Genomic DNA, 12,945 nt, shown 5'->3' with positions numbered 1-12,945 from the left:
AGGAGGGGTCAGGCGACCGCCTGCCACCAGCCATCGACCGGCGGCGGGTCGTCGACCACGACCCGTTCGCCGGGGCGGGGCACGGCCAGCCGCACGTCGCGGGCCTTCGCCTCGGCCCAGAGCCGGTTCACCGGCTCGGACCAGTCGTGCATGGCGAGGTTGAACGTCGCCCAGTGCACCGGCACGAACAGCCCGCCGCGCAGGTCCAGGTGGGCGGCGACGCCCTCCTCCGGGAACATGTGGATCCCCGGCCAGGCCCGGTCGTACGCGCCGATCTGCACCAGCGTCGCGTCGAACGGCCCGTACGCCGCCCCGATCTCGGCGTACCCGTCGAAGTAGCCGGAGTCCCCGGTGTAGTAGACCTTCCGCTGCCGACCGGCGACCACCCAGGAGCTCCACAGGGTGCCGTTGCGGCGCAGCCCCCGGCCGGAGAAGTGCTGCGCGGCGGTGCAGGTGATCTCCAGGTCGGCGATCCGGTGCGTCTGCGACCAGTCCAGTTCGATCACCCGGTGCGGCGGCACCCCCCACCGGTCGAGGTGCGCGCCGACCCCGAGCGGCACCAGGAACGGTGCCGACTGTCGGGCGGTCAGCTCCCGCACCGTGGCCATGTCGAGGTGGTCGTAGTGGTCGTGGGAGATCAGGATCGCGTCGAGCTGGGGCAGTTCGTCGAGGCGTACCGGGGGCTCGTGCAGCCGACGCGGACCGACCGCGTCCGACGGCGAGCACCTGTCGCTCCAGACCGGGTCGAGCAGCACCCGGCGGCCCTCGATCTCGATCAGCGTGGAGGCGTGGCCGTACCAGACGAGGTTCAACTCGCGGGCCCGGTCGACGTCCGGCGCGGGCGCCGGCCGGACCAGCGGCACGGCACCGGTGGGTCGGCGCTGTTGCTTACCGAAGATCATCTCGCGGAACAGGTTGCTGTCCGGGGTGGGCGCCGTCCGGCTGCTCGCCCGGTTGTGGAACGTCCCGTCGCGGAACTGCGGCGACCGGGCCGCCCGCTCCGCCCGCGCCCCGGCCAGTCGGCCACCGAGCGCGGCCGGTACGCCCCGGGTCGCCCAGGCCAGCCCGGCCAGCCCGGCCAACGCGACCACACCCGCCACCGAACCACCGATTCGTCGGCCGGTGACGCGCGTCTGCTCCTTCGGCGTCCGCATGCCTGTCCCCTCTGCTGATCCCCGCAGACCACGGTAGTCGGCCACCGGCGGGTTCAGCCGCTGTTGCCGGGGCGGTGCGAGTGAGGCTCACGGGCGGCGAGCCGGTCGGTCAGGTCCAGCAGCCGTCGGCCCAGCCGGGCCCGGGCCTGCACGGCGGCGTGGGTCGCACCGAAGTCGTCCGCTCCCGGTTGGCCGGCGGCGAAGAAGGCGTACGTCAGCCGGGGCGCCCCGGTCGTGTCGCAGATCACCCCGGCCTCGTGCCGGGCGTCGCCGAACCAGCCGGCCTTGGTGGCGATCCGGGCCCGCTCGGCCGAGGACATCGTGCGTCGGACACCGTCGGTGTACGCCACCGGCGAGCGCAGCAGCCGCAGCACGAACTCCGTCGATCCGGGGGAGAGCAGGGTGCCGCCGACGAGCGCCCACAGCAGGTCGTGCGTCTCGCGGGCCGTACTGGTGCCGAGGTGGAACCGGGGTGAGTCGCCCACCGGCCGCACCTGCGTGTGCGGGAAGCCCTTCGCCGCCAGGATCCGGTTGACCTCGGTGGCCGGGCAGACCAGCGCGCACAGCCGCACCGCAGCGTCGTCGGAGACGGTCAGCAGGTTCGCCAGCACGTGCCCCAGCGTCACCTGGCTGGGGTAGGCGCCGTCCAGCCCGAAGATGCCGTCGCCGCCCGGCCGGGCGAGCTCGGCGGTCACCTCGACCCGCTGGTCGAGGGCGAGCAGACCTCGATCGACCGTGTCCAGCACCGCCGCCGCCACCGCGATCTTGTTGACGCTGTACGCCGCGACCCGCTGCTCCGCCGACTCGTCCACCGCGACCAGCGGGCCGTCCGGACCGGCGAGACTCACGTACGCCTGCCAGTCGCCGCCAGCCCGGGTGCGCTCGCGCCGGTACGCCGTCCTCACCTGTGCCGCGATCCGGCCCAGGCCAGCCCGCGGTTCGTCCGGTTCGCGAATGGTCCTCTCCCGTCGGCCCGGAATCCGTCACGGACACCCTAGGCCGACGGAACGCCGATCATGGACCGCAACTCCATGATCGGCACAGCTGGGCGGGCATGGCCAGGGGGTAGACGCCGGGGGTCAGGTGCCGGGGGTGTCGCTCCGCTTGGTGGTGGCCGAGAGGTAGTCGCGGTTCAGGCGGCCGATGGTGGTCAGCGGTATGCCCTTCGGGCAGACCACGGTGCACTCGCCCGCGTTGGTGCAGCCGCCGAAGCCGGCCTCGTCGTGGGCGTCGACCATGCCGATGACCCGGGTGTACCGCTCGGGCTGGCCCTGGGGGAGCAGCGAGAGCTGGGTGACCTTGGCGGCGGTGAAGAGCATGCCGGAGCCGTTCGGGCAGGCGGCCACGCAGGCGCCGCAGCCGATGCAGGCGGCCGACTCGAAGGCGGCGTCGGCGTCGGCCTTGACCACCGGGACCGAGTGGGCCTCCGGGGCGCTGCCGGTGGGTGCGGTGATGAACCCGCCGGCGGCAATGATCTTGTCGAAGGAGTTGCGGTTGACCACCAGGTCCTTGATGACCGGGAAGGCACGGGCCCGCCACGGCTCGATGTGGATGGTGTCGCCGTCGGAGAACTGCCGCATGTGCAGCTGGCAGGCGGTGGTGCCGCGCTGCGGTCCGTGCGCGTCGCCGTTGATCATCAGGCCGCACATGCCGCAGATGCCCTCGCGGCAGTCGTGGTCGAAGGCGATCGGCTCCTCGCCGGAGAGGATGAGCCGCTCGTTGAGGACGTCGAGCATCTCCAGGAAGGACATGTCCGGGGAGACGTCCTCGACCTGGTAGGTCACCATCCGACCCTTGTCCTGGGGGCCGGACTGACGCCAGATGCGCAGGGTCAGGTTCACTTGTAGCTCCGCTGCGTGGGGTGGACGTATTCGAAGTTCAGGTCTTCCTTGTGCAGCACCGACGGCTGCCCGGTGGCGGTGAACTCCCAGGCGGCGACGTACGCGAAGTGCTCGTCGTCGCGCTGGGCCTCGCCGTCGGGAGTCTGGTGCTCGGCGCGGAAGTGGCCGCCGCAGGACTCCTCGCGGTGCAGGGCGTCGATGCACATCAGCTCGGCCAGTTCGAAGAAGTCGGCGACGCGGCCGGCCTTTTCCAGCGACTGGTTCAGTCCCTCGCCGTCGCCCGGCACCCGCACCCGCTGCCAGAACTGGTCACGCAGCGCGCGGATCTCGTCGATCGCCTTGCGCAGCCCGGCCTCGGAGCGCTCCATGCCGCAGTGCTCCCACATGATCTGGCCCAGCTCGCGGTGGAAAGAGTCCACTGTGCGGTCGCCGTCGATCGCGAGCAGCCGCTGGATCCGGTCCTCGACGTCGCGACGCGCCTCGACGGCCGCCGGGTGGCTGCCGTCGACCTGCTCGAACGGGCCGGCGGCCAGGTAGTTGGCGACCGTGTTCGGCAGCACGAAGTAGCCGTCGGCCAGCCCCTGCATCAGCGCCGAGGCGCCGAGCCGGTTCGCGCCGTGGTCGGAGAAGTTCGCCTCACCGATCACGAAAAGTCCGGGGATGGTGGACTGGAGGTCGTAGTCGACCCAGAGGCCGCCCATCGTGTAGTGCACGGCGGGGTAGATGCGCATCGGGACCTCGTACGGGTCCTCGCCGGTGATCCGCTCGTACATCTCGAAGAGGTTGCCGTACTTGGCCTCGATGGCCTTGCGGCCGAGACGCGCGATGGCGTCGGAGAAGTCCAGGTAGACGCCGAGCTTCGTCGGGCCCACACCGCGGCCCTCGTCGCAGACGTACTTCGCGGCCCGGGAGGCGATGTCCCGGGGCACCAGGTTGCCGAAGGAGGGGTAGATCCGCTCCAGGTAGTAGTCCCGCTCGTTCTCCGGGATGTCCTGCGGGCTGCGGTCGTCGCCCTTGGTCTTCGGCACCCACACCCGGCCGTCGTTGCGCAGCGACTCGCTCATCAGGGTCAGCTTCGACTGGTGGTCGCCGGAGACCGGGATGCAGGTCGGGTGGATCTGGGTGTAGCAGGGGTTGGCGAAGTACGCGCCCTTGCGGTGCGCCCGCCAGGTGGCGGTGACGTTGCAGCCCTTGGCGTTGGTGGAGAGGTAGAAGACGTTGCCGTAGCCGCCGGAGGCGAGCACCACCGCGTCGGCGAACTCGGTGCTGATCTCGCCGGTGACCATGTCCCGGACGACGATGCCGCGCGCCTTGCCGTCGATCATGATCAGCTCCAGCATCTCGTGCCGGGCGTTCATCTCCACGTTGCCCAGGCCGATCTGCCGCTCCAGCGCCTGGTACGCGCCGAGCAGCAACTGCTGGCCCGTCTGACCCCGGGCGTAGAAGGTGCGCTGCACCTGGGCGCCACCGAAGGACCGGGTGTCCAGCAGACCGCCGTACTCACGGGCGAACGGGACGCCCTGGGCGACGCACTGGTCGATGATGTTCACCGACATCTCAGCCAGCCGGTGCACGTTCGACTCCCGGGAGCGGAAGTCGCCGCCCTTGACGGTGTCGTAGAAAAGCCGGTGCACCGAGTCGCCGTCGTTGCGGTAGTTCTTGGCGGCGTTGATGCCACCCTGCGCGGCGATCGAGTGGGCCCGGCGCGGGCTGTCCTGGTAGCAGTACGACTTGACCCGGTAGCCCTGCTCGCCGAGCGTGGCGGCGGCGGCACCGCCGGCCAGGCCGGTGCCGACCACGATCACGGTCATCTTGCGCCGGTTGGCCGGGTTGACCAGCTTGGCCTCGAAGCGGCGGCGTTCCCACCGGGTCTCGATCGGCCCGTCGGGTGCCCGGGTGTCGGCGATCGGGTCGCCCTCGGTGAACAGATCCATGGTCAGGACACCAATCCGGTGAGTACGGCGAACGGGACCAGGAGGTAGCCGGCGCAGAGCACGACGGCGAAGGTCAGCGCCACCAGGCGGGCCCGCTGCTCGCCACGGGGGGTCTGCTGCCCGAGGCTGCGCAGCGCGCTGAAGATGCCGTGCCGCAGGTGGAAGCCGAGCGCGACGATCGCCAGCGTGTAGAAGAGGGTGACGTACCAGCGCGCGGGCGCGAAGTTGGCCACCACGTTGGCGTACGGCCGGGACGGGTCACCGACCGGGTTCAGGTGGCCGGTGGTCAGGTCCAGGATGTGGTAGATCACGAAGAGCAGGATGATCACGCCGCCCCAGCGCATGGTGCGGGCGGCGTAGCTGCCCCGGACCTTCTTGCGGTGGGCGTAGCGCACCGGGCGGGCGGTGCGGGCGCGCAGCGCGAGGACCGTGGCCGCCCAGATGTGGCCGAGCACCGAGACCAGCAGGCCGACCCGCATGATCCAGAGGAACCAGACGTTCGGCAGCACCGGGCCGCCGATCTCGCGCAGCCAGTGCGCGTAGCCGTTGAACGACGCGTCACCGGCGAAGACCTTCAGATTGCCCAGCATGTGCGCGATGAGGAAGAACACCAGGAAGATGCCCGTCACCGCCATGACGGCCTTCAGTCCGACATTGGATCGGATGGGCGACCGCGTTCTCGTCGTGACTACCACGCGACCGACGCTAGGAGCACATTGATCAGTCGTCCAATGCATCGACACCGCAGTCTTGATAGCCATAAGCTATGTAGATGCAGCTCCATCAGCTGAAGTACTTCGTAGCGGTGGCAGAAGTACGACATTTCACCCAGGCGGCCGACGTCGTCGGCATAACCCAGCCCTCGTTGAGTAAGCAAATTCACGCCCTGGAGGACAGCCTCGGCGCCCCGCTGTTCGAGCGGGTAAGGGGGAACATCACCCTTACCGCCGCCGGGGAGGTGCTGCTGCCGCTGGCCAAGCGGATCCTGGCCGACGTCGAGACGGCCACCCGGGAGGTGCAGGAGCTGGTCGGCCTGCGCCGGGGCCGGGTACGTCTCGGCGCCACCCCCAGCCTGGCCACCTCGCTGGCCCCGCCGGTGCTGCGCCTCTTCCGCGACGCGCACCCCACCGTCGACCTGCGGGTGGAGGAGGGCGGATCGCAGGACCTGGTCCGCGACCTGCTCCGCGGCGACCTCGACCTGGCGTTGATCATCATGCCGGCCCAGGGCATCGACCCCGGGCTGCGCGCCGACCCGATCCTGCGGGAGAGCCTGGTGGTCGCCTCCGTCGATCCGCTGCCGACTGCCTCGACCGGCGGCGACCTGCGCATCACCGACCTGCGCGACCAGCCGCTGGTGATGTTCCGCGAAGGCTACGACCTGCGCGACGCCACCCTCCAGGCGTGCCGCGACGCCGGGTTCGAGCCGACCCTGTCCGTCGACGGCGGCGAGATGGACGCGGTCCTCAGCTTCGTCGAGGCCGGGCTGGGCGTCGCCCTGGTCCCCGGCATCGTGCTGGCCCGGCGGCCCGGTATCCGGGTCACCCGGCTGGCACCCCCCGGGGTACGCCGCACCATCGCGGTGGCCCGCCGCCGCGACGTGGTGCCCACCCACGCCGGCCGCGAACTCCGCCGCATCCTGCTGGAGTACGTGCACACCGCCACCGCCGGGGCGCAGCTCCCGCCCGGCGTGGAACCCCTGGCCTAGCCGTTCTCCGCGTCGTCCATGGCGCGATAGATCCGCTGCTCGGAGACCGGGTACGGGGTACCCAGCGCCTGGGCGAAGATGTTCACCCGCAACTCCTCGATCATCCAGCGGATCTGCCGCACGGCCGCCGAGTTCCGCCGGGCCACCGGCAGCGCCGCGACCATCTCGTCGTACTCCCGCTGGACCACCACGATCCGGTCCTGCTGCTGCTTGTCCCGCTGCGGGTTGGCCGCCAACCGGTCCATCCGCCGCTCGATCGCGGTCAGGTAGCGCAGCAGGTCAGGCAGGCGGGCGTACCCGGCCTCGGTGATGAAGCCCGCGTGCACCAGCCGGGTGAGCTGGGCGCGGACGTCGGCCAGGGCGGCCACCACGGCCAGGTTCCTGGTCGCGCCGAGCCGCTGCTGCACCGCGTACGCGGCGGTGAGCACCGCCCGGACCCGCTCCATCACCTCCACCACCGTGTCCACCAGCCCCGCCCGCACGGTGTCCCGCAGCGCGGCGAAGCCGTCGGCGTCCCAGGCCGGTCCACCCGCGTCGCCGACCAGCTTGTCGATCGCCGCCCCGGCCGCGTCCTCGATCAACGCCTGCACCCCGCCGTGCGGGTTACGGGACAACGCCAGCTTCGCCTCGTTGGACAGCCGCCCCTGAAGGAACTTCGCCGGTGACGGCACGGTCAGCCGCAGCAGCCGCCGGGTACCCGCCCAGTGCGCGGCCTCCTGCTCACCCGCCGAGTCGAACACGCGTACGCCCACCGTGGCGCCCTCGTCCACCAGCGCCGGGTACGCGGTGACCGCGTACCCGGCCCGGACCTGCTCGATGGTGCGCGGCAGGGCGCCGATCTCCCACCCGGCCAGCCCGGTCCGCGCCACGTCCGGCGCGGCGGCGGCCACCACCTGGCGTACCTCCGCCTTGAGCCGGCGTTGCAGGGACGGCAGGTCCTTGCCCTCGGCGACCGGCTTGTCGTCCTCGCCGAGCACCCGGAAGGTGACCCGCAGGTGCGAAGGCAGCTTCGCCGGCGCCCAGGCGTCCCGGGGCACCGTCACCCCGGTCATCCGGCGCAACTGCCGGGTCAACGCGTCCAGCAGCGGCTCCTCGCCGGGCGTGATCGCGGCCAGCGCGGCGCGGGCGTAGTCCGGCACCGGTACGAAGTTGCGGCGCACCGGTTTCGGCAGCGAGCGGATCAGCGCGATCACCAACTCCTCACGCAGCCCGGGCACCTGCCAGTCGAAGCTCTCCGCCGGCACCTGGTTGAGCAGCGGCAACGGGATGTCCACCGTCACCCCGTCGGCCGGGGCGCCCGGCTCGAAGGTGTACGTCACCGGCAGGCTCACCCCGTCGGCGCTCCACGAGTCCGGGAAGTCGGCCTCGTCCACCCTGCCCCGGCCCGCGTTGACCAGCAGCTCCCGGGTGAACGTCAGCAGATCCGGCCGTTCGCGGCGGGCCGTCTTCCACCAACTGTCGAAGTGCCGCCCGGAGACCACGTCGGCGGGGATCCGCTCGTCGTAGAACTGGAAGATCGTCTCGTCGTCGACCAGGATGTCCCGCCGCCGGGCCCGGTTCTCCAGCTCCTCCACCTCGGCCAGCAGCCGCTGGTTGTCCCGCCAGAACTGGTGGTGGGTGGACCAGTCGCCCTCCACCAGCGCGTGCCGGATGAACAGCTCGCGGCTCAGCGTCGGGTCGATCCGGCCGAAGGTGATCTTTCGAGAGGTGACCAGCGGTACGCCGTAGAGCGTCACCTTCTCGTACGCCATCACCGCCGCCTGCTTCTTCTCCCAGTGCGGCTCGCTGTAACTGCGTTTCACCAGGTGCTGGGCGAGCGGCTCGACCCACTCGGGTTCGATCCGCCCGTTCACCCGCCCCCACAGCCGGGACGTCTCCACCAGTTCGGCGGCCATCACCCAGCGCGGCGGCTTGCGGAACAGCGCCGACCCCGGGAAAAGTCCGAACTTCGCCCCCCGGGCCCCCAGGTACTCGTGCTTCTGGGCGTCCTTCAGGCCGATGTGGGACAGCAGGCCGGGCAGCAGCGACTGGTGCACCCGGGGCGTGTCGATCTCCTCCGGCAGGTCCGAGTTCGGCGTACGCAACACCTGGCGCAACTGGCTGACGATGTCCTGCCACTCGCGTACCCGTAGGTAGTTGAGGTACTCGGCCTTGCACATCCGCCGGAACGCGCTCGACGACAGCGCCCGTTGCTGCTCGCGCAGGTGACGCCAGAGATTGAGGTACGCGACGAAGTCCGACTCTTTGTCGGCGAACCGGGCGTGCGCCTGGTCCGCCTGGGCCTGCCGGTCGGCGGGCCGCTCGCGCGGATCCTGGATCGACAGCGCGGCGGCGATCACCATCACCTCGACGGCACACCCGTTGCGCTCGCCCTCCAGCACCATCCGGGCCAGCCGGGGATCGACGGGGAGTTGCGCGAGCCGCCGCCCCAGCGAGGTCAGCCGCCGGGCCGGGTCGGTCTCGGTCGGGTCGATGGCACCCAACTCGTGCAGCAGGTTGACGCCGTCGGTGATGTTGCGCCGGTCCGGCGGGTCGATGAACGGGAAACCGGCGATGTCGCCCAGCCCGATGGCGGTCATCTGGAGGATGACCGAGGCCAGGTTGGTCCGCAGGATCTCCGGGTCGGTGAACTCGGGCCGGGCCAGGAAGTCCTGCTCGTCGTAGAGCCGGATGCAGATGCCGTCCGAGGTACGCCCGCAGCGGCCCTTACGCTGGTTGGCGCTGGCCTGCGAGACCGGCTCGATCGGCAGCCGCTGCACCTTGAGCCGCTGCGAGTAGCGGGAGATCCGCGCCGTGCCCGGATCCACCACGTACTTGATGCCGGGGACGGTCAGCGAGGTCTCCGCCACGTTCGTGGCCAGCACCACCCGCCGCCCACTGTGCGGGGCGAAGACGCGGTGCTGCTCGGCGACGCTGAGCCGGGCGTACAGCGGCAGGATCTCGGTGCCGAGCAGCGAGCGCCTGTTCTGCACCAGTTTGCCCAGCGCGTCGGCGGTGTCCCGGATCTCCCGCTCGCCGCTGAGGAACACCAGGATGTCGCCGGGCCCCTCGGCGGCCAGCTCCTGCACGGCGTCACCGATGGCCTGGACCTGGTCGCGGACGTTCTCCTCGTCCGTGTCCTCGGCGCCCTCGTCGATCTCGACCAGCGGGCGGTGCCGCACCTCGACCGGGTACGTCCGACCGGACACCTCGACCACCGGCGCCGGCGCCCCGTCCGGGTGCTCCTCGGTCGGCGGGCCGGCGAAGTGCCGGGCGAACCGGTCGGTCTCGATGGTCGCCGAGGTGATGATCACCTTGAGATCGGGGCGGCGCGGCAGGAGCTGCCGGAGGTAGCCGAGAACGAAGTCGATGTTGAGGCTGCGCTCGTGCGCCTCGTCGATGATCAACGTGTCGTACTGGCGCAGCATCCGGTCGGTCTGCAACTCGGCCAGCAGGATGCCGTCGGTCATCAGCTTGACCAGGCTGTTCTCGCCCACCTGATCGGTGAAGCGCACCTTGTAGCCGACCACGTCACCGAGCTGGGTGCCCAACTCATCGGCGATCCGGTCCGCGACCGTACGCGCCGCCAACCGCCTCGGCTGGGTGTGCCCGATCAGCCCGTGTACCCCACGCCCCAACTCCAGGCAGATCTTCGGCAACTGGGTGGTCTTGCCCGAGCCGGTCTCGCCGGCCACGATCACCACCTGGTGGTCCCGGATCGCCGCCGCGATGTCGGCGGCACGTTCGCTGACCGGCAACTGCGCCGGGTACGTCACCGCCGGCACCGCCGCCCGCCGGGCGGCCAGCCGCCCCTCGGCCTCGGCCACCTCGCCCACGATCTCGGCGAGCGTCTCCTCCCGACGCTGCGGATCGCGTACCTTTCGCAACCCGTCCAGCCGCCGACGCAGCCGACGCTGGTCACGGAACATCAACGGGGAGAGACGACGGTGCACCTCGCGAACGGGATCGGTCGCGGCGGTGGTGGCTGGATTCTGCATGTCGTGGCCAAGGATAGGCAGCCCGCCGCCGACCCGCCTCCTGGTTTAGAACGTGAAAGGAGGGGACCCTTCCTAACGCCTCAGGTATAGGAAGGGTCCCCTCCTAACACCGGCGTGCTTGCGCACCGGGCGTGCTCGCACCGGACAGGGCGAGCGGAGCGATGCGAGCAGAGCGAGCAGAAGCCGGTGGCGGCGACGTTCTATCGTTGACCACCGAGCAGGAGCGAGCACGGGAAATGCCGATGACGATGCGCGACACCGACCGGGCGCTGGTGCAGGCCGCCCGTGCCGTGGCCAAGCTGCGCTGCCGCAGCGCCGCCCACACCCTCGCGGCGGCGGCCCGCACCGTCGACGGCCGGATCGTGTCCGGCGTGAACGTCGTACATCCCACCGGCGGTGCCTGCGCCGAGGTGGTCGTGGTGGGCACCGCGGCGACCCAGAACGCGGGCGAAGTGGAGACGATCGTCACCGTGGGCGACCGCGGCCGGCTCCTGGTGGCTCCCTGCGACCCGTGCCGGCGGCTGCTGGCCGAGCACTTCCCGGCGCTGCGGGTGATCGTCGGCCCGGTCGAGGCCCCGCAGGTCGTACCACTGACCGAGGTGCCCACCGTCGTCGACGTTCCCTGACCGGGACCGCCCACCACCCCCGGATGATCCACCTTGTCGCGCGCTGCGCGCGTCCTCATGATCCGAGCAACTTCACTGGTACTGGCACCTCCGGGAGTGCCTGAGGCAGCAACATCGCTGACGTTGCGCGGATCTTGCAGCAGCGCACTCGATCACGCCACCGGGCAGGTCGGGGCCGTCGACAAGCGGGTCGAGGCTGGCGGCGGGGTGGGGGCCTTCTCGGCCTGGGGGGAGGGGCGAGGTCAGGGGTGGCGCTGGGCCAGTGCGTGGCGGAGTTCGGTGAGGAACCGTCGACGTCGTCGCGGAGACGTTTGGCGGTGACGTGGAGGACCAGCCAGTCGGTGCCGAGCAGGCGGTTGAGGCGGCGTCGGTCACGATGGAACTGGTCCGGGTCGTGGTGCCAGAGCCCGTCGTACTCGACAGCCACCCGATGCTCGGGCCAGGTCCGCCACCTCGTCGAGTCGGACGACACCTGCGGACGCCAGCCGGTCCACCGTCGCGACCGCGTCTTCGAGGGGATACCACTGGGCGAGGTCCCAGCAGGTACGTCGAGGAGTGGTGACCGGGATGCCGGCGTACGAGACGATCTCGTCCCCGGTCACGCCGGCGCGGTGGACGGTCAGACCCACCACCGGCCCGCGCCGCAGGGCGGTGGGGACCAGGACGTCTATCGGTTCGTCGACACGGACCTCGCCGACTCCGAACGGCGCGGCGGCACTGCGGCCCGCGACCGCCGCGCCGGATGGGAACACCAGCCGCGCCGCGCGGCAGCGGGTACGGTGCGTTACCGCGAGTTGGGCGTCGACGTAGATGTCCCGGAAGAGCGGTCGCCAGGCCTTGCTGCGCAGGCTCGGTACGGGTGAGCAGTCCACGGGCCACCACCTCGGAGCCTCGGAAGAGGCGCCCGCGTAGTTCCGGGGGCTGCCTGGGGGACACCGGCATGGGCCCACCCTGGACGAGTGGACCCTTCGTCGCTGCCCTTGTGGACAACCGTCGCCCGCCATCAACCCGGCCCTGTGGACAACGGTTGCGATCGGACGGGTGGCGCGGGCGGGGTCAGGCGGCGGCGGACCAGATGGCGCGGAAGGCGGCGGCCTCGCCGGCCAGCCAGCGTTCGATCTCGTCGGGCTTGGCCCCGTCGGGCATCCGGTGGGTGGTGCCGCGCCGGACGTCGACCAGGACCGGCTCCGCGTGCGGTAGGACGGCGTCCATGTGGCGGGCGGTCAGGTGCAGGGCGGCCAGCGTCGCCTCCTCGCTGGGCGGAGTCTCGTCGAAGTGCAGTCGGACCGCTTCGGCGTGCCCGTCGGCGTATCGGATGCCGAAGTGGGGGTTGATCTTGATGGGTAGGTCGCCGAGCATGGCCAGCGCGTCGCGGGTCTGTGCGAGGTCGATGGTGGCCGGCTCGCCGAGCGAGTGCAGCCAGGTCGTCGCGCCGGGCACCAGCGCCTGGTAGAGCGGTCGCCAGCGGGGCTTGACCACGTCGGCCACCTGTGCCAGGTGGGTGCCGCCGGTGTGGAAGGCGATGTCGGCCTTGAGCGCCTTGACGAACTGGCCGTGCGGGTTGAACCCGGAGCGGCTGGCGCGCTGTCGCCGCAGGCCGCCGACGAAGGTGGCCTTGGTCGGCCCGGTGCGGCCGACGTACCGGGTGAAGCCGAGGAGGGTGGCGTACGGCGTGAGGGGGGTGGAGGTGGGCGCGGTCACGAGCATC

Annotated in this window: 10 protein-coding genes; 2 read left to right on the top strand and 8 right to left on the bottom strand. The window is 71.2% G+C overall.

Annotated features, from left to right (window positions below; translation table 11 throughout):
- Positions 1 to 8: 8 nt before the first annotated feature.
- The 5 genes from ID554_RS02965 to ID554_RS02945 all read right to left on the bottom strand — a co-directional run bounded on the left by ID554_RS02965 (position 9) and on the right by ID554_RS02945 (position 5,624).
- Positions 9 to 1,154 (bottom strand): MBL fold metallo-hydrolase, encoded by a 1,146-nt coding sequence (locus ID554_RS02965; RefSeq protein WP_117227491.1) that lies wholly within the window; start codon positions 1,152 to 1,154, stop codon positions 9 to 11.
- Positions 1,155 to 1,207: 53 nt separating this feature from the next.
- Positions 1,208 to 2,059 (bottom strand): serine hydrolase, encoded by an 852-nt coding sequence (locus ID554_RS02960; protein ID WP_223884417.1) that lies wholly within the window; start codon positions 2,057 to 2,059, stop codon positions 1,208 to 1,210.
- Positions 2,060 to 2,233: 174 nt separating this feature from the next.
- Positions 2,234 to 2,995, bottom strand: coding sequence for a succinate dehydrogenase/fumarate reductase iron-sulfur subunit (locus tag ID554_RS02955; protein ID WP_117227489.1), 762 nt, complete (start codon positions 2,993 to 2,995; stop codon positions 2,234 to 2,236).
- Positions 2,992 to 4,929: a fumarate reductase/succinate dehydrogenase flavoprotein subunit gene (locus tag ID554_RS02950; protein WP_117227488.1), complete on the bottom strand. Its 1,938-nt coding sequence runs from the start codon at positions 4,927 to 4,929 to the stop codon at positions 2,992 to 2,994. Before ID554_RS02950 ends, ID554_RS02955 begins: the two co-directional genes overlap by 4 nt.
- 2 nt (positions 4,930 to 4,931) lie before the next feature.
- Positions 4,932 to 5,624, bottom strand: coding sequence for a succinate dehydrogenase cytochrome b subunit (locus ID554_RS02945; protein WP_223884416.1), 693 nt, complete (start codon positions 5,622 to 5,624; stop codon positions 4,932 to 4,934).
- Between the two features lie 77 nt (positions 5,625 to 5,701).
- Between ID554_RS02945 and ID554_RS02940 the strand changes: the two genes are divergently transcribed.
- Positions 5,702 to 6,634 (top strand): LysR family transcriptional regulator, encoded by a 933-nt coding sequence (locus tag ID554_RS02940; RefSeq protein WP_117227487.1) that lies wholly within the window; start codon positions 5,702 to 5,704, stop codon positions 6,632 to 6,634.
- Here the strand turns inward: ID554_RS02940 and hrpA are convergent.
- Positions 6,631 to 10,611 (bottom strand): ATP-dependent RNA helicase HrpA, encoded by a 3,981-nt coding sequence (hrpA, locus tag ID554_RS02935; RefSeq protein WP_117227486.1) that lies wholly within the window; start codon positions 10,609 to 10,611, stop codon positions 6,631 to 6,633. The genes ID554_RS02940 and hrpA overlap by 4 nt on opposite strands.
- A gap of 242 nt (positions 10,612 to 10,853) precedes the next feature.
- On the opposite strand from hrpA, the gene ID554_RS02930 reads away from it, so the two are divergent.
- Positions 10,854 to 11,237 (top strand): cytidine/deoxycytidylate deaminase family protein, encoded by a 384-nt coding sequence (locus tag ID554_RS02930; RefSeq protein ID WP_117227579.1) that lies wholly within the window; start codon positions 10,854 to 10,856, stop codon positions 11,235 to 11,237.
- 371 nt (positions 11,238 to 11,608) lie between these two features.
- Here the strand turns inward: ID554_RS02930 and ID554_RS02925 are convergent, their stop codons facing one another.
- Both ID554_RS02925 and ID554_RS02920 read right to left on the bottom strand, forming a co-directional pair.
- Positions 11,609 to 12,109 (bottom strand): hypothetical protein, encoded by a 501-nt coding sequence (locus tag ID554_RS02925; protein WP_147333426.1) that lies wholly within the window; start codon positions 12,107 to 12,109, stop codon positions 11,609 to 11,611.
- A 184-nt stretch (positions 12,110 to 12,293) separates the two neighbouring features.
- Positions 12,294 to 12,938: a hypothetical protein gene (locus ID554_RS02920; protein ID WP_117227578.1), complete on the bottom strand. Its 645-nt coding sequence runs from the start codon at positions 12,936 to 12,938 to the stop codon at positions 12,294 to 12,296.
- Between the last annotated feature and the right edge of the window lie 7 nt (positions 12,939 to 12,945).

The sequence above is a fragment of the Micromonospora craniellae genome (assembly GCF_014764405.1).
Taxonomy (GTDB): domain Bacteria; phylum Actinomycetota; class Actinomycetes; order Mycobacteriales; family Micromonosporaceae; genus Micromonospora; species Micromonospora craniellae.
The sequence above is the reverse complement of the archived record's forward strand: the minus strand, read 5'-3'. Positions and strand labels throughout refer to the sequence as shown.